Annotated in this window: 26 protein-coding genes; 22 read left to right on the top strand and 4 right to left on the bottom strand. The window is 45.1% G+C overall.

Annotated elements, in window-relative coordinates; translation table 11 throughout:
• The first annotated feature begins 4 nt into the window (after positions 1 to 4).
• The gene (locus F0265_RS07110; protein ID WP_171748361.1) at positions 5 to 478 is read left to right on the top strand and encodes a DUF2947 domain-containing protein; all 474 of its coding nucleotides are present in this window, start codon (positions 5 to 7) and stop codon (positions 476 to 478) included.
• A 39-nt stretch (positions 479 to 517) separates the two neighbouring features.
• Here the strand turns inward: F0265_RS07110 and F0265_RS07105 are convergent, their stop codons facing one another.
• On the bottom strand, positions 518 to 937 hold the full coding sequence (locus tag F0265_RS07105) for a BLUF domain-containing protein (protein WP_171748360.1): 420 nt from the start codon (positions 935 to 937) through the stop codon (positions 518 to 520).
• A gap of 122 nt (positions 938 to 1,059) precedes the next feature.
• Between F0265_RS07105 and F0265_RS07100 the strand changes: the two genes are divergently transcribed.
• From F0265_RS07100 to F0265_RS07055, 10 genes are all read left to right on the top strand, one after another.
• Positions 1,060 to 2,031: a GGDEF domain-containing protein gene (locus tag F0265_RS07100; protein WP_171748359.1), complete on the top strand. Its 972-nt coding sequence runs from the start codon at positions 1,060 to 1,062 to the stop codon at positions 2,029 to 2,031.
• A 184-nt stretch (positions 2,032 to 2,215) separates the two neighbouring features.
• The gene (locus F0265_RS07095; RefSeq protein ID WP_006958866.1) at positions 2,216 to 2,392 is read left to right on the top strand and encodes a hypothetical protein; all 177 of its coding nucleotides are present in this window, start codon (positions 2,216 to 2,218) and stop codon (positions 2,390 to 2,392) included.
• 161 nt (positions 2,393 to 2,553) lie between these two features.
• Positions 2,554 to 3,192: a GTP cyclohydrolase II gene (gene ribA / locus F0265_RS07090; protein WP_171748358.1), complete on the top strand. Its 639-nt coding sequence runs from the start codon at positions 2,554 to 2,556 to the stop codon at positions 3,190 to 3,192.
• A gap of 166 nt (positions 3,193 to 3,358) precedes the next feature.
• Entirely contained in the window at positions 3,359 to 4,621 is a 1,263-nt protein-coding gene (locus F0265_RS07085; RefSeq protein WP_171748357.1) for an imelysin family protein, read from the top strand.
• 115 nt (positions 4,622 to 4,736) lie between these two features.
• Entirely contained in the window at positions 4,737 to 6,125 is a 1,389-nt protein-coding gene (locus tag F0265_RS07080; RefSeq protein WP_171748356.1) for a di-heme oxidoredictase family protein, read from the top strand.
• A 9-nt stretch (positions 6,126 to 6,134) separates the two neighbouring features.
• Positions 6,135 to 7,166 (top strand): imelysin family protein, encoded by a 1,032-nt coding sequence (locus tag F0265_RS07075; protein WP_171748355.1) that lies wholly within the window; start codon positions 6,135 to 6,137, stop codon positions 7,164 to 7,166.
• Complete coding sequence (locus F0265_RS07070; protein WP_171748354.1) at positions 7,156 to 8,238, top strand: DUF1513 domain-containing protein; 1,083 nt, start codon at positions 7,156 to 7,158, stop codon at positions 8,236 to 8,238. Before F0265_RS07075 ends, F0265_RS07070 begins: the two co-directional genes overlap by 11 nt.
• 109 nt (positions 8,239 to 8,347) lie before the next feature.
• A complete protein-coding gene (locus F0265_RS07065) occupies positions 8,348 to 9,901 on the top strand; it encodes a L,D-transpeptidase family protein (protein ID WP_043007641.1) in 1,554 nt (517 codons plus the stop codon).
• Between the two features lie 184 nt (positions 9,902 to 10,085).
• Entirely contained in the window at positions 10,086 to 10,625 is a 540-nt protein-coding gene (locus F0265_RS07060; protein ID WP_171748353.1) for a DUF882 domain-containing protein, read from the top strand.
• An 83-nt stretch (positions 10,626 to 10,708) separates the two neighbouring features.
• Positions 10,709 to 11,365: an MBL fold metallo-hydrolase gene (locus tag F0265_RS07055; RefSeq protein WP_038512145.1), complete on the top strand. Its 657-nt coding sequence runs from the start codon at positions 10,709 to 10,711 to the stop codon at positions 11,363 to 11,365.
• Positions 11,366 to 11,418: 53 nt separating this feature from the next.
• Here F0265_RS07055 and F0265_RS07050 read toward each other — a convergent pair whose 3' ends face one another.
• On the bottom strand, positions 11,419 to 12,096 hold the full coding sequence (locus tag F0265_RS07050; RefSeq protein WP_171748352.1) for a DUF2982 domain-containing protein: 678 nt from the start codon (positions 12,094 to 12,096) through the stop codon (positions 11,419 to 11,421).
• A 221-nt stretch (positions 12,097 to 12,317) separates the two neighbouring features.
• Here F0265_RS07050 and F0265_RS07045 point away from each other — a divergent pair, with 221 nt between their 5' ends.
• From F0265_RS07045 to F0265_RS07010, 8 genes are all read left to right on the top strand, one after another.
• Complete coding sequence (locus F0265_RS07045; protein ID WP_021457472.1) at positions 12,318 to 12,689, top strand: hypothetical protein; 372 nt, start codon at positions 12,318 to 12,320, stop codon at positions 12,687 to 12,689.
• 433 nt (positions 12,690 to 13,122) lie between these two features.
• Positions 13,123 to 14,214 carry a TRAP transporter substrate-binding protein gene (locus F0265_RS07040; RefSeq protein ID WP_171748351.1) on the top strand — a complete coding sequence of 364 codons (1,092 nt, stop codon included), beginning with the start codon at positions 13,123 to 13,125 and terminating at the stop codon, positions 14,212 to 14,214.
• A gap of 138 nt (positions 14,215 to 14,352) precedes the next feature.
• Positions 14,353 to 14,892, top strand: coding sequence for a TRAP transporter small permease subunit (locus F0265_RS07035; RefSeq protein ID WP_171748350.1), 540 nt, complete (start codon positions 14,353 to 14,355; stop codon positions 14,890 to 14,892).
• A gap of 10 nt (positions 14,893 to 14,902) precedes the next feature.
• Positions 14,903 to 16,186: a TRAP transporter large permease subunit gene (locus tag F0265_RS07030; protein ID WP_006958853.1), complete on the top strand. Its 1,284-nt coding sequence runs from the start codon at positions 14,903 to 14,905 to the stop codon at positions 16,184 to 16,186.
• A gap of 79 nt (positions 16,187 to 16,265) precedes the next feature.
• Entirely contained in the window at positions 16,266 to 17,621 is a 1,356-nt protein-coding gene (locus F0265_RS07025; protein ID WP_171748349.1) for a cache domain-containing protein, read from the top strand.
• Positions 17,614 to 18,252, top strand: coding sequence for a response regulator transcription factor (locus F0265_RS07020; RefSeq protein ID WP_006958851.1), 639 nt, complete (start codon positions 17,614 to 17,616; stop codon positions 18,250 to 18,252). The genes F0265_RS07025 and F0265_RS07020 overlap by 8 nt, the downstream gene beginning before the upstream one ends.
• Positions 18,253 to 18,340: 88 nt before the next feature.
• Positions 18,341 to 18,679 carry a DOPA 4,5-dioxygenase family protein gene (locus tag F0265_RS07015; RefSeq protein WP_171748348.1) on the top strand — a complete coding sequence of 113 codons (339 nt, stop codon included), beginning with the start codon at positions 18,341 to 18,343 and terminating at the stop codon, positions 18,677 to 18,679.
• A gap of 301 nt (positions 18,680 to 18,980) precedes the next feature.
• Positions 18,981 to 20,855 carry a methyl-accepting chemotaxis protein gene (locus F0265_RS07010; RefSeq protein WP_171748347.1) on the top strand — a complete coding sequence of 625 codons (1,875 nt, stop codon included), beginning with the start codon at positions 18,981 to 18,983 and terminating at the stop codon, positions 20,853 to 20,855.
• A 30-nt stretch (positions 20,856 to 20,885) separates the two neighbouring features.
• Here the strand turns inward: F0265_RS07010 and F0265_RS07005 are convergent, their stop codons facing one another.
• Entirely contained in the window at positions 20,886 to 21,752 is an 867-nt protein-coding gene (locus F0265_RS07005; RefSeq protein ID WP_171748346.1) for a patatin-like phospholipase family protein, read from the bottom strand.
• 217 nt (positions 21,753 to 21,969) lie between these two features.
• Here F0265_RS07005 and F0265_RS07000 point away from each other — a divergent pair, with 217 nt between their 5' ends.
• The 3 genes from F0265_RS07000 (at position 21,970) to F0265_RS06990 (ending at position 24,518) form a co-directional block, all read left to right on the top strand.
• A complete protein-coding gene (locus tag F0265_RS07000) occupies positions 21,970 to 22,446 on the top strand; it encodes a Dps family protein (protein ID WP_171748757.1) in 477 nt (158 codons plus the stop codon).
• Positions 22,447 to 22,533: 87 nt separating this feature from the next.
• On the top strand, positions 22,534 to 22,758 hold the full coding sequence (locus F0265_RS06995; RefSeq protein WP_095665503.1) for a hypothetical protein: 225 nt from the start codon (positions 22,534 to 22,536) through the stop codon (positions 22,756 to 22,758).
• Between the two features lie 341 nt (positions 22,759 to 23,099).
• On the top strand, positions 23,100 to 24,518 hold the full coding sequence (locus F0265_RS06990) for a basic amino acid/polyamine antiporter (RefSeq protein WP_171748345.1): 1,419 nt from the start codon (positions 23,100 to 23,102) through the stop codon (positions 24,516 to 24,518).
• Positions 24,519 to 24,542: 24 nt separating this feature from the next.
• On the opposite strand, the gene rarD is transcribed toward F0265_RS06990, so the two are convergent.
• Positions 24,543 to 25,433 carry an EamA family transporter RarD gene (rarD, locus tag F0265_RS06985; RefSeq protein WP_171748344.1) on the bottom strand — a complete coding sequence of 297 codons (891 nt, stop codon included), beginning with the start codon at positions 25,431 to 25,433 and terminating at the stop codon, positions 24,543 to 24,545.
• Positions 25,434 to 25,647 lie beyond the last annotated feature (214 nt).

Genomic DNA, 25,647 nt, shown 5'->3' with positions numbered 1-25,647 from the left:
ATGAATGTCGTATCTCACTTTGGATGAATACCAAAGAAAATGGATTTTCACTCACCAGTCTATGCCTGTCCCTGAGCAGGATTTAGCCCAGATAAAGCCAATGGCTCAGGCCAGAGCTGCGCAGCTATGGAAAGAGAACATCAGCGCTCAAAGCCCGGATGCAGAACGTTTGAGTTCAGGTGACTGGCCAATGAAAGACTCTAACTGGAAAGAGAGTTTGGACTGGATGGCTGCTTGGGAAGCCGATGAAGACATGTTGCCTGAGGGAGTTGCTGAGTTTATCGATTGGCAAGATGACGTAACTGTGTATTTTTGCTATGAAAAATACAACGTCATTGAAACCAAATGGAGCGTATTTAAGAAGCACTGGAAGAACTTTTTGTTTTACGACGATGGCCCGATTCTAATTGGCCGAAGACGAAAAGAAGCCTTGTGGTTTGACTCCGAAGGTAACGTAAAACTCGGACATCGAGACTAAAAAGAGCAGCCGTGAAGGCTGCTTTTTTAATATTTATGGTTAGACAATGGTGACCACATCACGCAAGCTGAGCAGTAGCTTATGTGCACTAGGGCCAGACATATTGTAAGGCTCGAATTTCGAACAGGCAGAGTATTTTAGATTAATTGGCATTGTAGAGTTGACCTCAGGAATATAGCCCATGCTCCAGTCGCTAAACTCGCGTTCGGTAATCTCTGAGTAATCTAGCAGCAGGATATTTTCATGCCTTGGGTCGTTTAGAATCTGGTGGTAGATCTTGTTGACTTGGGCTCTTGAACCTTCAAGGCATTGCAAAAAGTAGTTGCGGTTAAATAGAAGCAAACCTGTTACATCGACCAAAGAGTTATTTTTTCTCGCTACATCAAGAATATTCTGAATATCTGATTCCGTAATCCCTTTTGTTATTGTGCTCGTATAAACCAATCTGACTAGGAACATAGTTTTCTCCTTTTCGTGTTAGGTTATTGCTCCTCAGCTCTAATTATATGCAATAAAACGCACGCCGTAATATTAACGTCTATAATGTGACTTAACGAACTACGTCTATATAGGGTTGGTGGATGCAAGACAAGATTCTGAACTCTGTCGTGGAAATTACTGAGCAAAGAAACTCGATATCTCTGGGTCATTGTCTGGTTGCGACCTTACTTGAAATGATGCCCATTGAATCCATCAGCCTGACCCATTACCTATCCAATACCTCCATCGTTGTCGCCAAAGTATTTAGAAATAGAAAACAAGAAGAATATCAATGGACGTACGATCAGGCACCAGAGCAGTGCTACATGCACGATCACAAAGAAAGCGAGTTTAATGTAACTCAACAGCAAGCACCGAGTTATGTATGCCGTTACCCGATTCCGATTTCCGAAGAAAGCTCGGCATTGTTGCAAATTGAAACCGATGCAGATCCGACAAAGTTTGAATTATTGATCGATGGCTTCGCCAAGATATATCGCAACTACTTGGTGGTATTGCATGAGAGTGAACGCGACAAACTGACCGGGTTACTTAATCGGAAAACGCTCGAAGAGCGCCTGTCACATTGTTTTAATCTGTCCGTGAATCAAGATTCTGGCGTTTATGCGTGGGTTGCGATCATAGATCTCGATTTTTTCAAGAACATTAACGATACCTATGGGCACATGATCGGCGATGAAGTGCTATTAATGTTTTCTCAGCAACTGCAGAATTTCTTTTCTGGTTCAGAGCAATTATTTCGATTTGGTGGGGAAGAGTTTGTCGTGCTACTGCCACCTCAGGAAAAGCAGCAAGTGCTGAAAGAACTGGAATCATTTCGTAGGCATATAGAGTCATTTCGCTTTCCGCAGGTAAACAATATGACCTTTAGCTGCGGAGTGTGTGCGATCTCCAGACACGAGTACCTGCCGACGATTTTAGGTCATGCTGATACCGCTCTCTATAGAGCGAAAGAACGTGGTAGGAACCGGATCGAGTGTTATGAAGATCTTATGCAGGGAGCAACTGGACCAGACGATAATGATCATTTGGATGATGTAGAACTGTTTTAAAAGATCAATTTTGATCAAGTAATTTGTTGAATTGTAAAGATTATAATCATGAATAAAATGTGATTTAATGCTCAAAAATGCTTCATTTCTTTGCGCAATCTATGTAATTTGCTATCATTTTTGAGACAAATGGTTTGAGTCACCATTTTATATCGGTTTATAGATAGAGACTTAGGGAATAGTAGTGGATACAAATATATCTCAATTACGCAAAGATTTTTATGCTCAAATAAGCTCGCTGCAAGCTTATTCTTTGCCACAAACTAAACCAACACTTTCTCTGTTAACTGAAGAAGAGCTTCAGGTGCTCGAAGCACTTTGGATTGAGCTCTCGATGTGGAAGAAAAAACAAAACCACTAAATTTCATTATCTGACCAGTTTCATAAAGGACCTCACGAAGTAAATTCGTTGAGGTTTTTTATTGTCTTAAATATAAATTGTTATATTATAACAAAAAGTGATCTGACCATTGATTTATCTAGTATGAGTCCCCATAGTTAATCACATAAGAGATTTCTAAAATGATAGAAATAGAAGAGAACAAGATTCAAGTGAGTAGGGATATGGCGGAAGTTAGAGCCAGAGTAGAATTTAAAGTCGGTACCAAGAGTGATATTGAAGCAGAGCTTCTTTCTTTTAACGGGCTAAAAACCGACAAAGAGCACGTTGCGGTTATTTTTAAGCAAGCTGACAAAACCCAAGCTACCCCATTAGTTCGTTTACACTCTGAGTGTCTCACAGGTGACGTTTTTCATTCTTCGCGCTGTGACTGTGGTGAACAGTTGGACGAGACCATTAATAAGATGGGTGAGTCAGGTGGGATTATTCTTTACTTGCGCCAGGAAGGTCGTGGTATCGGCCTTTACAATAAGATTGACGCGTACAAGTTGCAAAGTGAAGGTCTGAATACCTATGAAGCGAACAACCATTTAGGCTTTGGTGATGACCTGCGTGATTTTACGGAAGCGGCGCAAATGCTTAAAGCGTTGGATGTTAATAAGATCCGTTTAATCACGAACAATCCAAAGAAGATCCGTGAACTGAAAGAACATGGTGTTGAAATCGAAGATACTGTCAACACCTCTGCGCATATTAAAGATGGTAACGAAGGATATCTTAAAGCTAAGGTGTCACACGGAAAACACGATCTTAAGCTCTAGCCCAATAGCAGTCTATGTTGATAAAAGCCTCACTTTTGTGAGGCTTTTTTGTATAACCCTTGCAAAAAAAATGTAAGTTTGTATTATTTGCGCCTATAAGTGCAAATGAGAATAATTAGCACTTATTATGCAGAATAATTATTAAGCTCAACAAGGATGCTTTTCAATGAATGTAAAATCACTTTTAGCGCGCTCTGTTGCAACTTCTCTCGTTCTTGCTAGCAGTTCTGTTTTTGCAGCGAACGTGACAAAAGAGCAAGTAGTAGAACACTACGCAGATGTTGCTCACGCAGTATTTGCCGATGCACTAACAACTGCTAAGACACTAGACCAATCTATCGAATCTTTCCTTGCAGCTCCATCTGAAGCCAAGCTTGCTGAAGTAAAACAAGCCTGGCTTGACTCTCGCGTACCATACCAACAGTCTGAAGTATTCCGTTTCGGTAACGCGGTTGTTGATGATTGGGAAGGCCAGTTGAACGCATGGCCTCTTGATGAAGGCCTTATCGACTACGTATCTACGGATTACCAATATGAGCTAGGTAACGAAGGCGCGAGCGCAAATATCGTTGCAAATAAGCAACTAACGATTGGTGCAACTAAACTTGACGTTGCTCAGCTGACTCCAGAAGCGATTGCTGATCTGAACGAAGTGGGCGGCTCTGAAGCTAACGTTGCATCAGGTTACCACGCGATCGAATTCCTACTATGGGGTCAAGACCTAAACGGTACTGACGCTGGTGCTGGTGAACGTGCTTACACTGATTTCGTTGTTGGTAAAGGTTGTACTAACGGCAACTGTGACCGTCGTGGTGAGTACCTAAAATCAGCGGCTGACCTATTGGTTCAAGATCTACAGTGGATGGAGAAACAGTGGTCTTCAGATGTAAAAGGTAACTACCGTGAAGAACTTCTGAACGACTCTGCGGACAACGGTCTACGTAAAATGCTATTCGGCATGGGCTCTCTATCTCTAGGTGAGCTTGCTGGTGAGCGTATGAAAGTGGCTCTAGAAGCTAACTCTACTGAAGATGAGCACGATTGTTTCTCTGACAACACGCACAACTCTCACTACTACAACGAGCAGGGTATCTACAACGTATACACTGGTCTGTACAAACGTGAAGACGGTACGCTTCTATCTGGTCCTAGCATCGCAGATCTTGTAGCTCAGAAAGACAGAGCAGCGGCGAAAGAGATCCAGAAGCAGTTCGACGTAACACGCTCTCAAGTAGGTCAACTTGTAACTTCCGCTGAAAAGAACGGTCAGTACTTTGACCAGCTAATTGCAGCAGGTAACGCGCAAGGTAACGCATTAGTAAACGAGACAATCATGTCTCTAGTTGCTCAGACTTCATCTATCGAACGTGCGGCGAAAATCGTTGGTATCAACAGCCTGAACCCAGATACAGCTGACCACGAATTCTAAAAACAATTAAATAATTTTAAGGGCTCTTAGTGAGCCCTTTTGCTGTTTCTATAACCACACTTTTAATGAGAATATTTCTTAACAAGGTGTTGGTCTTTACCCGAGAACTATTGGTATGAAGTTGTATAAAAAGTCCATATTAGCCTCTCTAATACTGGTGAGTGCATCTGTTTCTGGTTATGAAATGAAATCTGGCGGCGGTACGGCGGTTAAGAAAGAGGGCTCAAATGCTTATTCTTTGCCTGCCGGAAACCTGCCAATGTCTAAGCGACTGGATTTCAGTGTTGGTAACAGTTTTTTCCGTAACCCATGGGTACAAGCGCCGGCTTCTACCGATGCCCGTGACGGCTTAGGGCCTCTTTTCAATACCAATGGTTGTCAAAACTGCCATATTAAAGATGGTCGTGGCCACCCACCAGAAGAAGGGGACATTCATGCCGTTTCCATGCTAGTGCGTTTGAGTATTCCTGCGATGACACCAGAGCAGAAAAAAGCTTTCATCAAAGATGGTGTGATCCCTGAACCAACGTATGGTGGTCAGCTACAAGACTTTTCACTTCAAGATCAAACTCCTGAAGGACAGATCAACATTACGTACACAGATGTACCAGTGACCTTTACCGACGGTACAAAAGTAGTACTACGTAAGCCCAACCTGAAAATTACCGATTTAGGTTACGGCGAGATGCACCCTGATACCCAATTTTCCGCCCGCGTTGCTCCGCCAATGATTGGACTGGGGCTATTAGAAAGTATTTCTGATGAAACGCTGCAAACTTGGGCAGATGAAAATGATGCCAATGGCGATGGTATCTCAGGTAAGGTGAACAAAGTTTGGGATGTACAGAAGAATGATTTCGCCATTGGTCGCTTTGGCTGGAAGTCTGGGCAACCTACGCTGATGCAACAAAATGCTGCAGCATTTAACGGTGATGTTGGCCTGACCAGCAACCTTTTCCCGAATGAGAACTGTACATCAAAGCAATCTATTTGTGCTGAATTGCCGAATGGCGGAGCTCCTGAAGTGAGCGACAACATTCTCGATTTCGTTGAATTCTACTCTCAGCACTTAGCCGTACCGATTCGTCGCAATATGAATGATCCGGAAGTTAAGCTCGGTCAAAACTTATTTGCCAAAGCAGGGTGTGATAGCTGTCATAAGAGCGAAGCGAGAACTATGAAGCGAGAAGGCCTGCCGGCTTTATCGAATCAGAAAATTCATCCTTACACCGATTTACTGCTTCATGATATGGGTGAAGGACTTGCAGATAACAGGCCTGAGTATCTGGCGAATGGACGCGAGTGGCGAACTGCGCCATTATGGGGCATCGGTTACACCGAAGAAGTCAACGGCCATACTTATTTCCTTCATGATGGCCGAGCACGTAACCTGATGGAAGCGGTATTGTGGCATGGCGGTGAAGCTGAGCCAGCGAAACAAACCGTTCTCAAGTTCAATCAAAAAGAGCGCGATGCATTGATCGCTTTCTTGAATTCATTGTAAGGAATCACGATGAAGATCTTTTCTTTATCAGCACTGGCTGCCTCAATGGTGGTACTGGTAGGTTGCCAGTCAACCAGCAGCACAGAACCAGTCGCCCAGCAAACTTCTCATCCTAGTCAGGGTGTTTATCAAGTAGAGTTTGCCGCAGCGCACACTTTCTCAAATCAAGCTGATAAGCTGGCCGCTCAAATGACAGCTTATTGTGCGGACGCGACGGAATTGGAGTCACTGAAGTCACAATGGCATCAAACCATGGTTGCTTGGATGGCTCTACAAGGGCAGGAAAGGGGGCCTGAAAAGGCACTTGAGCAGAGCTGGAATATTCAGTTTTGGCCAGACAAGAAAAATACGACGGGTCGCAAGATGACTGCACTGACGGGCCAAAGCAAGACTTGGACGCAAGAGCAAATTTCACAGCAGAGCGTGACGGTTCAGGGCCTAGGCTCGGTGGAATGGCTACTGTATGACCAAGCCTCTTCTTTAAACTCATCACAAGCTACCTGCCAAACCGGTGTTGCAATCGCAGAGAACATTGCCGCGAATGCTGAGACCATTGCTAAGGCATGGCAGACTAACCCTTGGGTTGAGCTGGATGAAAAAGCATGGACGTCTGAGTACATTTCTCTTCTTTCTAATCAGCTTGAATACAGCATGAAAAAGATGAGTCGTCCTTTGGCGAACTTCGGTAAACCAAGACCGTATTTCGCTGAATCCTGGCGCTCAGAAACTTCCATGCAGAATCTCAAAGCTAACATTGAAGCGATGCAGGCGTTGTACTTAGCCGGTGGCAACGGGCTGGATAAATTGCTGCGTGAGCGTGGCAAAGGACAGCTTGCTGACAGCATCGCTCAGCAGTTCGATACCGCATTGGAAACATGGCCGACCGATGAAAGCTTGTTTGACATGCTGCAGACAAAAGAGGGTTATCGCAAAGCCTACGCTCAATACAATAAGTTGGAGCAGCTGAAATATCTTATCCACGAAGAAGTGGCGATTGAACTTGGTGTCGTAATAGGGTTTAACGCAACAGATGGTGACTGATAACACAAGACGAAACCTTCTCAAAGCAGCGCTGTTTGGCGCTGCTGCGCCTTTACTGCCTTTCGGTTGTGCGAGCACGTCAGAGACATTGGGTCAGCCGTCACTGATCGGTTGCTCCTTATCTGGTCGAGACAAGTACTCTGCGGTAGTCGCGGATGAGTTTGGTCATCCGATAAGACAAGTTCCTCTTCCTGCAAGAGGGCATGGAGTCGCAACAAACGCGAAACTTAATCATGCGGTGGCGTTTGCTCGTCGTCCAGGTACATTTTTCGTTGTGTTTGATTACATGACGGGTGAAGTGATCAAATCCTCAGCCGCTCATTCCAATCGTCACTATTATGGTCATGGCGTGTATTCCAACGACGGTAAGTGGCTGTATGCAACAGAAGGTGAGCGTGGTACCAGCCGAGGCATTATTGGTGTTTACGATGTGCTGTCTGGTTATGACAAGGTAGCAGAGTTTACCAATTTTGGCCTTGGGCCTCATGAAGTGATTGCTATGCCAGATGGCTCTCTGGCAATTGGTGTTGGCGGCGTTCATACCAATGGCCGACAGCCGCTTAACATTGCGACCATGAAGCCTAGCTTGAGCTACTTGGATTCCAATGGTGAGCTGACAGAGCAAGTGGCTTTACCAGATAACCATTTGAGTATTCGACACCTTGCGCATGATGGTGACAAAACTGTCCTGTGCGGTCAGCAGTACCGTGGTGAGCCTGATGAGTACCCGTCTCTTTTGGCAATGCATACTCAAGGTGGTCAAATGATCCCGCTGGAAGGGGAACCTGAACAGTGGGCAAGATTCAATCATTACATCGCGAGTATTGCGGCAACCGATGAGTGGATTCTGGCAACATCACCTCGCGGAAACTGCTATGGAATCTGGTCTAAGCAAACCAGAAAAATGGTTGAACTAGCCTCATTGCCAGACGCTTCAGGTGTCGTCGTACAGAATGGCTTTTTCCGAGTTAGCTCGGGGGCTGGCGGCGTGATCACGCAATACTCACCTGAAGAGAAGAAAAAAATTCAGTCGGGAATTCAATGGGATAACCACTGGTCGATGATTTCTTAGCTTACTTCATTGTAAAGCTTGGGAAAATTAATATTCTCATCAACATTTCATCCTAGCCTCTTATTTCTCTGCCATACTTTGATCTCGGGCGATTAGATTGGAGAGTAAGATGGCTAGACTTAACCCCCTTCTATTACTGCTGATAATTATTCCTATACCGACTTGGGCCAGTAGCTATTTTGAGCGTATTGGCTGGTTGGAGCCAGACAGTCATGTCCTTCGGGTCCTGCAATATTCCAAAGATGTCGAACACATTTATCAGAGCAATCACAACCAGTTGATCTGGTTTGATCTTCAACAAAGCACTCGGCTTGAGTTTCAACTTGAAATCATCACCAGTGCGGGGTTCAGCCCTCTTTTTGCCCGTCAATTGAGATACCTTGAGTACTATCGTAAGAGCAATCGCTGGCATGAATATGACCTTCTTGCCACTGATACGTTACTTCTCTACATCAGCTACGCTGAGCAAGCGAAACTGCTTGGTTATGACTGGTTCTTCGAATCCAAATTGTACAAACCTTTACCGAAACTGAGCCAAACCAATTTAATTGCCGTTGCTGTGGCGGTGGATCATCAGCAGCTCAGCGAACTAATAGAAGTCTACACCCCAGACAGTGACGACTACCAAAAGCTGATCGACAGCTACTTGCACGTTGTTAAGTTCGAAGAGCTGAACCTACCTAAGTACACCCAAAGAGGGTTAAGGCAAGTCGGGGACAAACTGAAAAATCGAGAAGTTCTGCTAGTCAGAATGGAAATGGTCGACGTTGATTTGTCAGATGTTCGGCGAGATGTAAGCTGGTATGACGCTACCTTAGAAACCGCCGTAAAACAGTTCCAACGTCTCCATGGCTTAACGGACGATGGCATTATTGGCCCTGATACGATTCGTTGGTTGAACATCAGCCCGAGTGAGCGGTTATCTATACTGGCGCTCAATGCAGAGCGCGGCAGGTTGTGGCCGATTGAGCGTGACACCATCATAGTGGTGAATGTGCCTGGGTTTGAGATGAAGTACTGGTACTCAGGGCAGGAAGTGTTTGAGTCTAAGGTGGTTGTAGGGCGTAAGGGCAGGCCAACACCGATGATGACGACCAAGCTGGATTCATTGATCCTTAATCCTACTTGGAATGTACCGTGGAAAATCATGGTTGAGGACATCATCCCCAAAGTGAAAGAGGATCCTGAGTATCTGGTTCGTCAGAATATAAAGATTGTGCCGAAATGGGGCTCGAAAGAGTTGATTAATCCAGAGGATATTGATTGGCAGAATATGCGCCCCAGCGCGTTTCCTTATCGAATGACGCAGCTTTCAGGAAACAACAATGCGCTTGGACTGTACAAGTTTAATACTCCTAATCGCCGCGCCATTTATCTGCATGACACACCAAGCAAAAATTTGTTTGATGAGGCCAGCAGGGCATTCAGCTCAGGTTGTATTAGGGTTGAGCACGCGGATCAATTTGCCACGCGTTTGCTAGAGAGCCAAGGCTTGGATATGTCGACGCTGGACGAAGAAGAGCTGGCGGCAAACAAATCGATTCCACTCAAACAGCGTGTGCCGGTGCACATCATCTACCAAACAGCTTGGTCAGAGGGCGGCAAGATTCATTACAGGGACGATATTTACCGCTGGGATCGTTTCAGTTACGGCAAAGGGTGAGCCTGACCAAAAAATAACATTTTCTCACAACAAAGTTTTTTATTAATAAGGTCAAGCAGTAAGCAAATTTCTATGCTCAGAATCTATCTATGAGCACGGTTTATGCATTTGCACTTCATATTAGAGTTAGGTAGTGTCGCCGTTCGACACGTTTCCATCAACGATTTTATGAAGGCTGTTCACCGTGGATTTTTCTCGTAGAGATTTTATTAAGTTAGCTGGTAGTGGCTTAGTTGTAGCCAGCTGCGCTCCTTCTCTTGCTTTCGCCGCTCACCCAGATCAACCTCGCGCATTGGCCTTTAATAACCTCCATACAGGGGAAGAGCTCGAATCTTGCTACTTCGATGGTCGGGACTATGTAGCAAACGAACTGAGTCGCATTGATAACATTTGCCGCGATTTTCGCCGCAATGAAGTCCATGAAATGGACAAATACCTGTTCGATCAGATTTCTCTAATTCAATCTCAACTTGGTGTTGAAGCAGAAGTACAGATCATTTCTGGTTACCGCTCTCCTGCGACTAATGCAGCGTTACGCTCTAAATCAAGTGGGGTAGCGAAGAAGAGTTACCACATGCTAGGGCAGGCGATCGATTTTCGTCTTGACGGTGTCAATCTGAAAAAAGTCCGCGACGCAGCGATTGAGCTGAAAGCGGGCGGTGTCGGCTATTATCCTAGAAGCAATTTTGTCCACATTGATACTGGGCCAGTCCGCCACTGGTAAGCGTCTTCATATAAGACAAGGTTGTCAAAAACCTTACCAAATGTCATAGTTTCGCCAGTTTAGATATTCATTAAGGTTTCAATATGTCTCTGAAGTACCAAGTTGTTCCTGTCACTTCTTTTTCGCAAAACTGCTCAATTGTATGGTGTGATGAAACCATGGAAGGCGTAGTGGTTGATCCCGGTGGCGACGTAAAGCAACTGGCGGCACTGATTAAAGAGTTGGGTGTTAAGGTCGTCAATTTGGTTCTGACACATGGCCACTTAGATCATGTTGGTGGCACAGAGTCTTTGTCCGCTGAGCTGGGCGGTATTGAAATTGTTGGCCCACACAAAGATGACAACTTCTGGCTTCAAGGCTTAGCTGGGCAGAGCCAGATGTTTGGTTTTCCATTAACTGAAGCATTCGAACCGCAAAAGTGGTTGAATGATGGCGATACCGTAGAGTTTGGTAATCAAGTTCTCAATGTTTACCATACTCCGGGTCATACACCGGGTCATGTGGTGCTATTCAGTGAAGAAGCTAAGCTTGCCTTTGTTGGTGACGTGTTATTTAACGGCTCAGTTGGCCGTACGGACTTTCCTAAAGGCGATTTCGATACTCTGATTAATTCGATCAAAACCAAACTTTGGCCTCTAGGTAATGACGTTCGATTTGTGCCGGGCCATGGTCCTGAATCTACCTTTGGTAGAGAGCGCGCATCCAACCCATTTGTGGCGGATGAAATGCCACTTTACTAATTACTGAAAAAGGTCGCCTCGCGCGACCTTTTCTTATATTGCCTGTCATCCCATTATTCGTATTCTTCTTCAGGCTCAGCAGCGGCAAGATAGCGTCTTGCAAGCCCGACAAATTCTTCGGCAGAACGATCCAAGTCATGTGCGGAAATGAAGATGTCGTAATCAAAGTAACTTCTCTGATAGCGCATTCTATTGGCAAGCATGGCTTGCAGCCCTGAATACTGTCCGCCTTGCGTGTTTTTATATGGCTTAGAGTCCAGCACTATGTCCTCAAATTGGGTGCCTTGCTGACTCTGCTTTGCTCCAAGATACAGCAAAGCTCTTTGGCTAAGCAGAATCTCTGTGGCTATTCGAGGGCAAATGCTATCGAGGTACGGCGAATAGTGTTTGAGCTTAATGCCGATCCAAGGCAGAGGTTGCTGCCAGCCTTCTTGATCATAATGGCAGATGCCAATCTTGCTGACATTACTCCATTTTACCACCCAACCGCCTTTGAACAGGTGTTGCTGAAAGTGGGTGGCTGTCAATGTGTAGGAGACGGTGCTTTTGAGAATCAACAAGTAGCCAAATCCGAGCAAAGACAGGATAGCGACCAGCGTCAAAATCGCCTGCTGGAAATCTGGAGAAAACATTACAAGAGAAATCAATACAATAGAAGCTACAATCGCAAGGAATCTGGCAATCGGTGAAGAAAGCCGAATCGGTTGATTGGTAAGATGCAATGTCTGCATTTACGACTCCCTAGCGATAACTTAAACCTCTGTTTATATATTCAGTAGTTATGAAAAGGATCATAATTGGTACTGATTAAATTGTAGCCTGATGACAGCATATCACGCATTTTTGCTCGATAAAGCCCCTCATACCCTGTAAATGGCCGCATTTTTTTGGTATAAATCGCGCTTCAAATTTTCACCACTGCTCCGTATGCAGTGAAATGGAGAGAAACTCGATGAGACTTGCTCATAAGCGTAAAGTGCAGATGAAATTGCAAAAACGCGTTAAGGCGACTGTTGCCAATGTAGAAGCAACTAAGAAAGCTAAGCCTGTAGTTGAGAAGAAAGTAGCTGTAGCACCAGCAGCGGAGAAAGTCGTTGCGGCTAAAGAAGTTAGCGTTGCACTAACTCCAAAACAGCAACAAGTGCTAGACATTGTTGTTGCTAACGCTGAAGGCATCAATCCTAAAGGTATTGGCCTTGCGGCGGGTCAGGAAGAAGCGAAAGCGGCTTCTTGGGCAACAGGCGCACTGAAAAAACTACTAGAAGAAAACCTAGTAGCAAAAGAGCAGTTAGCAGGTAACAAAGTTATCTACAAAGCAGTTTAATTCATACTGTTAGCGACCTCTTTTGAATTGGCAGACATTTCTGCCACTTCAGACGAATAGAAGAACCTCGATGCCTATCGGGGTTTTTCTCCATTCAGACCTTCCTCTTTATTGATTTATCATTATATCTATCAATATTTAACATTTGTCACATTTATAAAATCTTTTGCTCTATATCTTCCACGCATCGATCTCTACGTATTATTCAAAACATTTTGTAGTTTTACGATTCATAACTTATTGAATATATAAGTATAAAAAATTATCAATCAATTTTCCTACGTAGTAATACGTAATTCTTAAGTTGAAGTGTATTTGAGTTTGTTAATTTTTCTCCGTGTTCGCGCTGATTTCCAATTCCCCGTAGATAAACCAATCTGTAACGGAACAGAAGGTAACTGGAAAGTTGCTGAATCTAACAAAGGACGTGAACATGAGTCTAATCAGACAATCTTTGAAACGAGTACTGAAAGGTACGGCTATGGCAGCGGCACTTGCTGTTGCTGCGACATCAGCGAACGCTGCTGAAAAAGTGTACCGCTTGAAACTGGCGGAAACTTGGGGGCCAAACTTCCCAATCTTTGGTGATGCCACCAAAAACATGGCGAAGATGGCGGAAGAAATGTCGAACGGCCGCCTTCAGATTCGAATCGACTCTTCGAATAAGCACAAAGCTCCATTGGGCGTGTTTGACATGGTGAAATCGGGTCAGTATGACATGGGTCACTCTGCGTCTTACTACTGGAAAGGTAAAGTGCCTAATACGCTTTATTTCACCTCAATGCCATTTGGTATGCTGCCGACAGAGCAATACGCTTGGTTCTACTACGGCGGCGGTATGGAGTTAATGGAGAAAGTCTATTCACCTCATAACCTGATGTCTTTCCCTGGTGGTAACACAGATACTCAGATGGGTGGTTGGTTCCAGAAAGAAATCAACTCCGTCGATGATCTCAAAGGTCTGAAGATGCGTATTCCTGGGTTTGCTGGTGAGATACTGGCAGAGCTAGGCGCAAAACCAACCAACATCGCACCGGGTGAGCTGTACACCTCACTTGAGCGTCGCACTATTGATGCACTTGAGTGGGTAGGTCCATCTCTTGACCTACGTATGGGTTTCCACAAAATTGCACCTTACTACTACACAGGTTGGCATGAGCCAGGTACAGAGCTGCAGTTCCTGATCAATAAACGTACTTGGAACCGCCTACCTGATGACCTAAAAGCGATTCTTCAGGTTGCAATGAAGACTGCTGCCTACGATATGTACACTCAATCTAAACACGAAAGTGGTAAGAACTGGGCGTCTATCAAGTCTGAATATCCAAATGTGCAGGTGAAAAACTTCCCAGCGGAAGTCATGACAGCACTTCGCGAAGCTAACGAGCGTCTGCTTAAAGAACATGCTGAAAAAGATGAAATGGCGAAAGAGATCCAAGCATCTCAGGCTGCTTACATCGAGCAAGTTCGTCCTTGGTCTGACATCTCGCACCGCGCATACCTGAACAGCCAGGCAAAACAATAATCATAAAAATTCGTTGCCAGTTTTATCGAACTGGCAACGAGAAGCCCAAGAAAACTCTCTTATAATTTAAAGAGTCTATAACAAAGCTCCGCAGGTTTCGGCCAAGCGGAGTTATTTCAAAGTTCCATGGAGTAGGGAATGAGAAATCTAATCTATATAGAGCGTATCTTTAATCGCTTCGGCGATTTCCTAGGATGGCTGTCGAGTATCCTGTTTATCTTGCTGCTCGCAAACGTCGTTTACGATGTGGTGATGCGCTACGTGTTTAATGATGTTTCCATTGCGTTTCAGGAAATGGAGTGGCACTTGTTCTCTGCCGTATTCCTTCTGGGTGTACCTTATGCCATTAAAGCCGGTGGCCATGTCAGGGTAGACCTGTTTTACGAGCGCTTGTCTCATCGAGCACAGGCGATCATCGATTTAATCGGTACCATCGTTTTTCTTTTCCCGTTTTGCCTGCTGGTGGCTTGGTACGGCGTTGATTTTGCCAAAGAGAGCTTTGCCTTGGGCGAGACTTCCGGTGACCCAGGTGGCTTACCCTATCGCTGGGTAATCAAAGCCATGATTCCATTGTCGTTCCTGTTTATGGCGATCAGTGGGGGGGGACTACTGCTTCACTCTCTCAATAAGATTTTTAACCCGCATTTAATTTACGCCAACTCAACAGAGCAAAAGTAAGGAGACAAAAATGGTCGGTATTGTAATGTTTTTTGTTGCCTTGTTTGCTTTGCTGCTTGGCTTCCCAGTTGCGTTTACCTTTGGTGGTATTGCACTGATCTTCGGCGTTTGGGCCGAGGGCATGGATATGTTCGCCTTCATGCCATATCGTATCCAATCCATCATGGAAAACACGGTATTGATGGCAGTACCATTGTTCGTTTTCATGGGTTTGGTTCTGCAAAAAACACGTTTAGCGGAACAGTTGCTTGAATCCATGGGTAAGTTGTTTGGTGGTGTGCGTGGTGGTATCGCAATTTCTACCGTATTAGTAGGCGCTTTGCTGGCAGCCTCTACAGGCGTTGTTGGAGCCTCCGTTGTAGCGATGGGGCTTATCTCGCTGCCAGTTATGCTTAAGTACAACTACGATAAAGGGTTGGCGTGCGGAACGATTTGTGCTTCAGGTACGTTAGGTCAAATCATTCCACCATCTATCGTCTTAATCCTTCTTGGTGACGTGTTAGGTGTGCCAGTGGGGGATTTGTTTCAGGCAGCGGTTTGGCCGGGTCTCGTTTTAGTTGGCGCTTACGTTCTCTACATCCTGATTTACGCCAAACTTAACCCAGAAGCTGCGCAGCCAATTCCTCGTGATGAATCGGTAAGTCGCAAGCAGGAAGTTATCACTGCGCTTAAAGCCGTTATCCCGCCACTTGCGCTTATCGTAGTGGTACTCGGCTCCATCTTTGCTGGTGTCGCGACACCAACAGAATCTGCCGCGCTTGGTGGAGCAGGTGCGATAGTACTGTCTCTGCTTTACAAGCAATTCAGCTGGAACATGGTGTACGAAGCGTCGAAAGAGACGGTCAAAGTGACCGCTATGGTGTTTGCGATTCTGCTCGGTGCTACAGCGTTCTCTATGGCATTTACCTACACGGGTGGTGACTATCTAGTTGAAGAGTGGATGCTACAAATACCGGGTGAGAAATGGGGCTTCCTGATCATCACTATGCTGGTGATTCTGGTTCTGGGCTTCTTCATCGACTTTGTGGAAATCTGTTTTATCATCGTTCCAATCATCGCACCCGTTGCCGAGATTATGGGCATCAACATGACTTGGTTTGCGATCTTGATTGCGATGAACCTGCAGACTTCCTTCCTGACCCCACCATTTGGTTTCAGCCTGTTTTATCTCAAAGGTGTAGCACCAAAAGGGGTGACGACCCGAGACATATACCGAGGCGTGATGCCATTCATCGGTATTCAGATCCTCGTTCTGGCATCACTGTTAGTCTTCCCTGGATTCTATGGAATGTGATCGCCCGATTACAGAAATGTAACAACTCTTGCTAAAGTAAAGCTGCTCGTATGGGCAGCTTTTTAGTATGGGAGAAGGAATGCCTCTAAAAGCTAAGTTGATTTTGTTGAGCTTGTTGCCGCTATTGTTAGTGATGGCGCTGACAAGTTGGATCGCTATCTACCAAACCAAAACGCTGGGTGACAAAGAAGTGAAAATCTTCCACTCCAGCCTCATTAAGTCAAAAGAATCGGCGCTCAAGGATCTGGTTGATTTGGCCTTTGATGCCATTGAGCACATCTATAACGATCCTAATATCGAAGAGCAGCAGGCCAAGGAGCAGGTCAAAGCGATCATCAGCCGTCTGCAATATGGAACTGATGGCTACTTCTTTGTTTACGACAAGAACGGGACCAATTTAGTTCACCCTATTATGCCCGAGCTGGTGGGGCAAAACCTGCTGCACATTCAGGATGAAAACGGTAACCACTTAATTGAATCTTTACTGGCACAGGCAAAATCCGGTGGCGGTTTTCATCAGTATTTGTGGCAAAAGCCATCCACAGGAGAAAGCGTTCCTAAATTGAGTTACGCGGCTTGGTTAAGCAAATGGAACTGGATGATCGGTACGGGCTTGTACATTGAAGATGTCACTGAAGAAGTGGCAAACCTCCAATTAGCGGTCAATGACAATATTGAGACGACCTTTTTCTCACTCATTGTGATTGTTGTGGTGACCATCGCGGTGATTCTGGTTTTGACATTAGCGGTCAATTTACATGAACATCGACTGGCGGATAAGAGCTTAAAAGAGCTGGCGCATAAAACCGTGATGTTTCAGGAAGACGAGAAAAAGCACCTAGCGAGGGAGCTTCACGATGGTATCAACCAGCTTCTGATCTCAAGCAAATGCCATTTGGAGTTGCTCGGCACCAAACTCGATGACGAAACACAAAAGCAGCATCTGGCTAAGTCGCAGAATTCGCTTATGACGGCGATTAATGAAGTTAGGCATATTTCGCATCAGTTAAGGCCTAGTGCGCTGGATGATATTGGCCTTGAGGCTGCGATGACGACTTTGCTGACGGACTTTAAAGCGCATTCTGGCGTCGATGTTGAGGCGTCATTGTCAACCAGTCAAAGCAGGCTAAAATCAGAGGTAGCGACCACACTTTACCGAGTGGCACAGGAGTCGCTGACCAATATAGAGAAGCACTCCCAAGCCAAGCAGGTGACGGTGATACTGCAGCAATTGGGTGACATGCTTCAACTGATCATACGTGATGATGGTGTCGGATTTGATGTAGGCTCGACGCTAAGGAAGTCGGGTATTGGTTTGCGCAATATGCGTGAGCGAGTAGAGTTTTTGGGCGGCGATTTTGAGCTTGAAAGCGAACCAGGGTTTGGTACAGAGATAACCGTTCTGTTGAAATTAGATGGATTAATATATGGATAAACCGATCAAAGTGGTGATAGTCGACGATCACCAGGTCGTCTTAGATGGATTTATCGCTCGGCTCCAACTGGAACCAGAAATTGAGGTGATTGGCTCGGCCAGCAATGGCCTAGAGGCGATTGAAAAGGTTAAGGAGTTAACTCCAGACGTCGTGCTGATGGATGTGAGTATGCCATTAATGAACGGCATCGATGCCACGCGTCTTATCAAGGAAGAGCTGCCAGAGATTAAGGTGTTGATGCTGACCATGCATGATAATCGTGAGTACATCATGAAGGTGATGCAGGCTGGCGCTGTTGGTTACATGCTGAAAGAGATTTGTGCCCGTCGGATGGTGCAGGCGATTAAAACGGTCTACCAAGGCTCGACCTATTTTTGCGAATCCGTTACACAAACCTTGTTCTCTCAAGAAGTGATTCCTGCTGCGCAAAAACCTAACCCTCTCAGTCGACGCGAGGAAGCCGTTCTTAAACTGGTTGCGGAAGGAAACAGCAGCAAAAAAATTGCAGCGCTGCTCAGTATTAGCTATCGAACCGTTGAAACCCATCGACAGAACATCAAACAGAAACTGGATTTGCACAGTACGGCTGAACTCGCAAAGTACGCAGTGGAGCAGGGGTTGCTTGGCTAACCCCAAGTGTAATGAATGTAAGTGTTTGAGAGTTAACATCGGGAACGTGTTAGGATGAAGTATTCGAACACGTTCTTGTTTTATTGTTATGACCTATCCTAAGAATATCCATCAAGATTACCACGCACACGTCTATTTTGACGCCAACAGCAACGATTTCGCTTCTGACTTGAGGGAGCAAATCAGTCGTGAATTTGACTTATCTGTTGGGCGCTTCAATCAGAAATTAGTCGGCCCTCATACGATGTGGAGTTTTTCTGTAACGTTTACAGCGGATGACTTCGATGCTCTTATCCCTTGGTTGGATACATCCCGTGGCGAGTTATCGGTTTTGGTCCATGCACTAACGGATAATGACTTAAAAGACCATACAGAGTTTGCCTACTGGCTGGGCAAACCTGTTGATTTGAATCTGTCTTCGTTTTAGATAACTTTCATTTTTTTGGTGAATTCATTGTTGTGTTTTATTTCTTTTTGAAATGTTATTTTTAGAAGTTTTTATGTCTACCTTACTGATTAGGCTTGGATAATTTACTATTTCAACGATAACCACCATCACTGTTAATTATGATTAATCACTAATCATTAACTTTTTCAGCTTAGTTTATGTACTGTCTTGGCCCATACGGATGTTCGGGGAATGCCAGGAGGGCCAGTCATCATACTACTAGGCTGAAAAGTGCAGTTTGATTAAGCGCGCAGTCTAGGCTATTTGCCAAGAGGTATACGTGTTTAGTTTTAAAGCCAAGCTACTTATCAGCAAACTTTCGCTACTGGTTGTTTCACTCGCTGCGCTCGCTTATTTTCAGTATTCATTTTTGCATAGTGACAGAGAAAAAGAGATTCACAACACCATCGAATCGGTTCTGACTGGTGTCGAGAATACGGTGCAATCTGATATTGATGGGTGGAAAAACCTTGCGCTCTCGACCACTCAGACCATTCAGCATGAATACGCACCTAAAAGCATCGAACAGATCATTGAACAACCAAAATTAAAAGAGCTGTTTGTCGCGACGGGTATCGGCATCGAGAAAGACGGTGGTATTATTGAAAATGTACCGGGATGGGTTCCAGACAGCACATGGGATTCCCGTGAACGCCCTTGGTATCAAGATGCCAAGCAGCATCGTTCTTTGATCATTACTGAACCCTATATCGATGTTAATACTCAGCAGCAGATGATCTCCATCTCAGCGCCTGTCATTGTAAAAGGGGAATTCAAAGGCGTTACTTTCTTTGATGTTAGCCTTGCGGTATTGAGTGAGAAAATTAACCGAATCTCACCATTGGATGCGGGTTATCTGTTTTTGATGACCAAAGACGGCAACATCATTTCTCACCCGAACAAAGACTATAATGGTAAGCCGCTGTCTGAGGTGTACCCTGAGCTAAAATTGAGTGGTGATGACCAGGTTTTGACCCTTGATGGTGAAAAGAACATCGTCCAGCAACTACCGTTGACAGGCCATGACTGGATCATCGGATCTGTACTGAAAGAAGATATCGTTTTCCAATCACTGGATGACATGCGTGACCAGACGTTGATGTACCTTCTGGCCGTCATCATGATCTCTGTTATCGTGCTCGGTTTCGTGGTTAACCTACTAATGAAGCCGCTATCGAACATGACGACCGGCATTAACAGTATTTCGGGCGAAGGTGACAAGAAAGATCTAACGTATCGTCTTGAAACTAAAGTCGATAAAGAGTTTGCGCATATTGCAGGCGCGTTTAATGGCTTTGTGGAAATGCTGCAAAACAATATTCAGACCTCCAAGCTGTTTGCCAATGATCTGACTTCGACAACCAGAACCGCTGTGGAAAACTCAGAGCGCTCCGAAGCTTCTATCCTCAAGCAGCAGCAAGAAGTTGAGCAGCTTGTGACTGCATTGAATGAAATGAGCAGCACCGCCCAAGAAATGGCACGCAATACTCAAAGCGCGGCTCACGCCGCCAGTCAGGCACATGACGCATCGGTTGAAGGTGTTCAGACGGCGGTAAACGCCAGCAGCATCATCGGAGAGTTGTCGGCGCAGGTTGCTCAGTCTGAGCAGGACGTGAAACAGCTCAATGTATCTGCGGATAACATAAAGGGGATTCTGAGCCTCATTGCTGATATTTCAGATCAAACCAATTTGCTGGCACTGAATGCAGCAATTGAAGCAGCACGTGCAGGGGATTCAGGCCGAGGTTTTGCTGTCGTTGCTGATGAAGTTCGCCAGCTTGCGCAGCGTACACAAAGCGCAACGGCAGACATTGGTAAAATTCTTGAAGAGCTAGAGTCGGGTACTGAGCAAGTCGGGAAATCTATGTCAGTCAGCCTAACTAAGGCGGATGAGGCGATTAGTGGAATGAAACAGGTTGAGATGGGCCTCAATACCATTAATGAGTCGGTTCAATCTATTAACGATATGAACGTGCAGATCGCGACAGCTGCTGAAGAACAAAGTTTAGTTGTCGAAGAGATCAGCACCAATGCGACAAACATCTATACCTTATCCAGCGAGGTGGCGGATCTGGTGTCGAACACGCGAACGGCTGTTCAGCAACTGAAAGACCAAAACGAATCGGACAAATCCCTCGAAGCATTTGTTGTTTAATCGAAAAAAGACCGCCATCGGCGGTCTTTTTTACAGGCAGAAATGACAATTCTCTGCATCTAACCCATAAGCGCCTTTGCGGCTGGCTAGGTGCTTTCTCCCTTCTTCGATCCCCATGAAATAACCTTCATCTAAAGCCAGTTTTTTCATTGTTAATCGTTTCACGGTGAAATTCTCTGGTGGCGCGATGACACGCACTTTAACCCCTTCTGGTGGATTGCGAATAAAGGCTAATGCTTGATTGTAGCCTTCCGCTCGCTTAGTTAGTGCCTCGGCGATTTTTGGGTATTTATGTAGCAGTTTCTTGATTACCCAAGAGCTTTTCGGCTTAGGCATCTCGTAGCTGAGTGGGTGAGAGAGGACAACCGTAATGTCCGTCGCACCGCGGCGATACGCCTCCATCACAGGAATGGAGTCTGCGACACCACCGTCGGTGTAGCAGCCACCAGAGAAGCAGGGCGTTGTTTTATAGGCGATAGGCAGTGCGCTGGTGGCCTCAATGATCTGGCTGAGGTTGCTGTGATTGAGCTGGTAGTAGTCGGCTTGCCCCGTATTAATATTGGTGGCAACAGCCAACATTGGGGCAGACTGAAACACTTGTTGTGTGTCTAGTGGGTAGCGCTTTTCAGATTCTGACACTAACCAATGCACGTCAATAAGATCGCCACCTTTTACAAAGCGCTTCGGGTTGTAAAAATCTCGGTCAGTCGCCAGCTCAGTAATGACGTGATAGCTACGCCCTATCTGCTTACCTAGGTAGCCGAGTAGATTGGACGCACCCGCCGAAACGCCAATGACAAAGTCATAAGGGTAGTAATCATCGTCAATAAATGTATCGAGCACACCCGCAGCAAAAATGCCGCGCATTGCGCCTCCTTCAACAACAAGAGCTTTCACTATCTTGTCCTCAACCAATTGTTTTATCCAGAATAACGTCAGCGAACGACATCGGATAATCGGATCTAGGCATCATTGAAATAGGCAAAAACTATAGATAGGAAAATCCTATTGAAAGTATAGAGATGAACGTTTTTATCTATCTTATCGTGATGGGTATAGTGAAGTCATTGAAGGGCAACAGCCCAAGAGTATTGAAATTGATGAGGAATGCATGATGACAAACCAAGTTAACTTAATCGGCCTAAACAACGAAAAATCACAAGCCTTGGCGACTGAGTTGAATGCGTTGTTAGCGCACTACCAAGTGCTTTACATGAACACCCGCGGTTATCACTGGAACATCAAAGGTCAGCAGTTTTTCGAATTGCATGTGAAATTTGAAGAGATCTACACAGATCTTCAAACCAAAATTGATGAGTTGGCGGAACGCATTTTAACGATTGGATCAACGCCAGACCACAGCTTTAGCCAGTACTTGACCAAGAGTGATATTGAAGAACACCAGAATGCGACAACAGGTAAAGAATGTGTGAGAGGCCTTGTTCATGGTTTCAGCACGTTACTGACTCAGCAACGCGCTATTTTGGCTCAAGCTGAGGATGCAGAAGATGAAGGTACAGCTGCCTTGATGGGTGACTACATTCGAGAGCAAGAAAAGCTAATGTGGATGCTTAACGCATATATGCAATAAAGCTTACTGTTTAAATAAACAGTCTTTTCTTGAATTATTGGTGAGGATATTTATACTGTATATAAATACAGTTTCTGGAGGTGAGTTATGTTGTGGGAAACCCTTGAACGTGTTAATCGCCTGCGTCAGGAGGCGCTAAACGACCCAGAGTTTATTCGCTCGGCAAAAGCGCATGAGAAGGCGTTAGAATCTCAAGAAGTTCACTATATAGGGGCTTCAAAGCGTTCCGCTAAGTCGAAAAAAGCAAAAGCGCTATCGGACATTTACCAGCAGTCAGAATTCGGGTATGACCCTTCTGGCTCTCACCATTAATCTATAATAAAGCGGGGCGACAGTGCCCTGCTTTTTTTCGTTCTCTCGTTTGGGTATCCACAGTCAGCCAACCCCTCATGATGGTTTCATACATTCTTTGGTTTGATTTCTTGATAATTTATTGATTTGTCAACTGGTTTTGTGGTGGTTTAAAATTCTAATATATATTGCATTTGTGGAATTAAATATTACTATGGCGACTTGGTTTGATCAGTAACAATGAAGTGTTTGATTATGAACCTATCTTTGCAACAGCAATCACAATTGCTCTGCCGCTTATTGATATTTCTTCGTAATATGACCACTTCCATAGCGTTCGAATTTATAATCCGGAAACAACAATGAACAACAAACTCGGTCTCAGTTCTCTTACTGCGATCGTCATTGGCTCAATGATAGGCGCAGGTGTATTTAGCTTGCCACAAAACATGGCTGCTGTTGCGAGCCCTGCTGCCGTGATGATCGGTTGGTCGATCACGGGAATAGGCATGGTTTTTCTCGCTCTCTCATTTCAAAAGTTAGCTTTTCACAAGCCTCATATCGAGAGTGGTGTATTCGGCTATGCCAAAGAAGGGTTTGGCGATTTCGTCGGCTTTTGCTCTGCGTGGGGGTATTGGCTCAGTGCGATGTTAGCCAATGTCTCTTATCTGGTTATTGTGTTTAGCACGTTGGGTATGCTGTTTGACACACCAGACAATATTATTTTTGGTCAGGGTAATACTTGGGTGTCGATCTTAGGCGCTTCTGCCTTGTTGTGGATGGTACATGCTCTGGTTTTACGCGGTGTTCAGACAGCGGCTGTGATTAACATGGTCACGACTTACGCCAAGTTGGTGCCGCTATTTGTTTTCATACTATGTGCTCTGTTTGCTTTTAGCTGGGACACATTTACGCTCGATTTTAGTGGCCTTCATTTCGGTGAAGGACATGGGTTATTGGAGCAAGTAAAAAGTACCATGCTGGTGACCGTTTGGGTCTTCATCGGTATTGAAGGCGCGGTGGTTGTGTCAAGCCGAGCTCGAAACCGGAAAGACATTGGCCGCGCAACGATATTAGGCCTGCTTACCGCGTTATCTATCTATGTTTTAGTGACGTTACTGTCGATGGGCGTTATTAAACCAACGGAACTCGCCCACTATCAGAACCCTTCAATGGCAAAAGTGCTGACTCATATCCTTGGGCCATGGGGGCAATACATTATAAGTATTGGCTTACTGGTGTCTGTCTGTGGTGCATTTTTGAGCTGGACGGTTTTGGCGTCAGAAGCTCCGTATCTATGTGCCAAAGAGAAAATGTTCCCAGCCAAGTACGCTAAGTTAAACAAGGCGGGCAGTCCGGTAAGGCCGTTAACCCTGACCAATATTTGGGTTCAAATCTCTCTCATCTTTGTGATGTTCGCAGGTAGCACGTACGATACCTTACTGATTATTGCCTCCGAAATGATCCTAGTGCCTTACTTTTTGGTGGGCGCATTTGTACTCAAACTGGCGCTAGAGCAGAAAAACAAAGGCAGCCTGCTAGCCATTGGTATCGGAGCAACCTTGTACGGTCTTTGGTTGTTGTACGCTTCCGGGCTCAATTATCTACTGCTTTCTGCCATTCTTTATCTGCCGGGTTTGTACTTTTACATTCAGGCTAAAAAAGAGCAGGGTATTAACCCATTCGAAGGTAAAGAGAAGGTAGGGGCTGGACTATTGAGTGTGGTCGCTGTGCTGGCTGTTGGCCTGCTGTGGCAAGGCATGATTAGCCTTTCATTTTAAAAAATCCCCCAACTGGGGGATTTTTTATGAGCGTTTTAGTACAACTCGTTTTTTGGCGCTTTCTGCAATGGTGAACAGCAAGCCTGCCCATATTAGGCTGAAACTCACTAGTTTGACTTCATCGAAGACTTCGCCAAATAAATAGATCGCCAACAAAAACTGGATAGACGGCTCTATATATTGCATTAGGCCGACGGTCGACATACTGGTTAAACGAATCGCGAGAGAATAGAAAAGCAGCGGAATCAAAGTCGCCGGAGCTGCGCCAACGTAGAGGGCAAAAGTCTCCCAGCCAGAGTTAAGAGATTCCGTTCCAACCGTCATTTCTTTGAAAATAAGGTAACCCAGTGCAAATGGCATCAGTGCTAGAGCTTCAACAAACAGACAGGTGCTCCACTCGTATCGAATCTTCTTCTTACACCAACCATACAGTGTAAAGAAGATCGCCATCGTGAGTGCGATAACGGGTATCTGCCCATATTGCATCACCTGATAGCTTAAACCAGCGCTGGCCAGCACCAGCGCGACCTTCTTGCCAAGTGAAAGCTTTTCTCCCAACACAAATACGCCCAGTGCCGTCATCGTCAATGGGCTGATAAAAAAGCCTAAGCTGGCATCGATAACGCGATCATTGGTGATTGCCCATGTGAAAGCGCACCAGGAGATAGACATCAAGGTACTACCAAGGAATGTAATGGCAAGAGAGCGGCGATCCGCGAAAATAGCCGAAAAGTCAGGCATTCGTTTGGTGACAAATAACACAATCAGTATGCCAAAGGGCACAGACGCGACCAATCGAACGGTCAGTAGTTCGTCTAAAGCCGCGTTAGGCAAATATTGATAATAGAGTGGCAGTAAACCCCATAGAAGGAATGAAAGCGCTGCCATCCAGTTACCGGTACGTTCTTGTGACATCGAATAAACCTAGTGATTAATATGCGTGCAATGTATGCGCAAAACTACGTATTGTAAAGGAGTTTGTTGTGTCGTTATTTTTTGGTTTTATTTTTTTAAAAACAATGACTTATGATGTTTTGTTTGAATGGTCATACCGTGTGTCAAGATCACAGGCTCAAAACTAAACGCTAAAGATTTCCTTTTAATAGTCGACAGTTATACTATCTGGGAA

It is taken from the genome of Vibrio sp. RE88, assembly GCF_013113835.1.
GTDB lineage: Bacteria > Pseudomonadota > Gammaproteobacteria > Enterobacterales > Vibrionaceae > Vibrio.
This window is presented reverse-complemented; position numbering and strand designations above follow the sequence as displayed.

Bases quoted from the DNA above. Each gene is read 5' to 3' on its own strand.
- F0265_RS07110 (WP_171748361.1), top strand. From the start codon at position 5: ATGTCGTATCTCACTTTGGATGAATACCAAAGAAAATGGATTTTCACT.
- F0265_RS07105 (WP_171748360.1), bottom strand. From the start codon at position 937: ATGTTCCTAGTCAGATTGGTTTATACGAGCACAATAACAAAAGGGATT.
- F0265_RS07100 (WP_171748359.1), top strand. From the start codon at position 1,060: ATGCAAGACAAGATTCTGAACTCTGTCGTGGAAATTACTGAGCAAAGA.
- ribA (WP_171748358.1), top strand. From the start codon at position 2,554: ATGATAGAAATAGAAGAGAACAAGATTCAAGTGAGTAGGGATATGGCG.
- F0265_RS07085 (WP_171748357.1), top strand. From the start codon at position 3,359: ATGAATGTAAAATCACTTTTAGCGCGCTCTGTTGCAACTTCTCTCGTT.
- F0265_RS07080 (WP_171748356.1), top strand. From the start codon at position 4,737: ATGAAGTTGTATAAAAAGTCCATATTAGCCTCTCTAATACTGGTGAGT.
- F0265_RS07075 (WP_171748355.1), top strand. From the start codon at position 6,135: ATGAAGATCTTTTCTTTATCAGCACTGGCTGCCTCAATGGTGGTACTG.
- F0265_RS07070 (WP_171748354.1), top strand. From the start codon at position 7,156: ATGGTGACTGATAACACAAGACGAAACCTTCTCAAAGCAGCGCTGTTT.
- F0265_RS07065 (WP_043007641.1), top strand. From the start codon at position 8,348: ATGGCTAGACTTAACCCCCTTCTATTACTGCTGATAATTATTCCTATA.
- F0265_RS07055 (WP_038512145.1), top strand. From the start codon at position 10,709: ATGTCTCTGAAGTACCAAGTTGTTCCTGTCACTTCTTTTTCGCAAAAC.
- F0265_RS07050 (WP_171748352.1), bottom strand. From the start codon at position 12,096: ATGCAGACATTGCATCTTACCAATCAACCGATTCGGCTTTCTTCACCG.
- F0265_RS07045 (WP_021457472.1), top strand. From the start codon at position 12,318: ATGAGACTTGCTCATAAGCGTAAAGTGCAGATGAAATTGCAAAAACGC.
- F0265_RS07040 (WP_171748351.1), top strand. From the start codon at position 13,123: ATGAGTCTAATCAGACAATCTTTGAAACGAGTACTGAAAGGTACGGCT.
- F0265_RS07035 (WP_171748350.1), top strand. From the start codon at position 14,353: ATGAGAAATCTAATCTATATAGAGCGTATCTTTAATCGCTTCGGCGAT.
- F0265_RS07030 (WP_006958853.1), top strand. From the start codon at position 14,903: ATGGTCGGTATTGTAATGTTTTTTGTTGCCTTGTTTGCTTTGCTGCTT.
- F0265_RS07025 (WP_171748349.1), top strand. From the start codon at position 16,266: ATGCCTCTAAAAGCTAAGTTGATTTTGTTGAGCTTGTTGCCGCTATTG.
- F0265_RS07020 (WP_006958851.1), top strand. From the start codon at position 17,614: ATGGATAAACCGATCAAAGTGGTGATAGTCGACGATCACCAGGTCGTC.
- F0265_RS07015 (WP_171748348.1), top strand. From the start codon at position 18,341: ATGACCTATCCTAAGAATATCCATCAAGATTACCACGCACACGTCTAT.
- F0265_RS07000 (WP_171748757.1), top strand. From the start codon at position 21,970: ATGACAAACCAAGTTAACTTAATCGGCCTAAACAACGAAAAATCACAA.
- F0265_RS06995 (WP_095665503.1), top strand. From the start codon at position 22,534: ATGTTGTGGGAAACCCTTGAACGTGTTAATCGCCTGCGTCAGGAGGCG.
- F0265_RS06990 (WP_171748345.1), top strand. From the start codon at position 23,100: ATGAACAACAAACTCGGTCTCAGTTCTCTTACTGCGATCGTCATTGGC.
- rarD (WP_171748344.1), bottom strand. From the start codon at position 25,433: ATGTCACAAGAACGTACCGGTAACTGGATGGCAGCGCTTTCATTCCTT.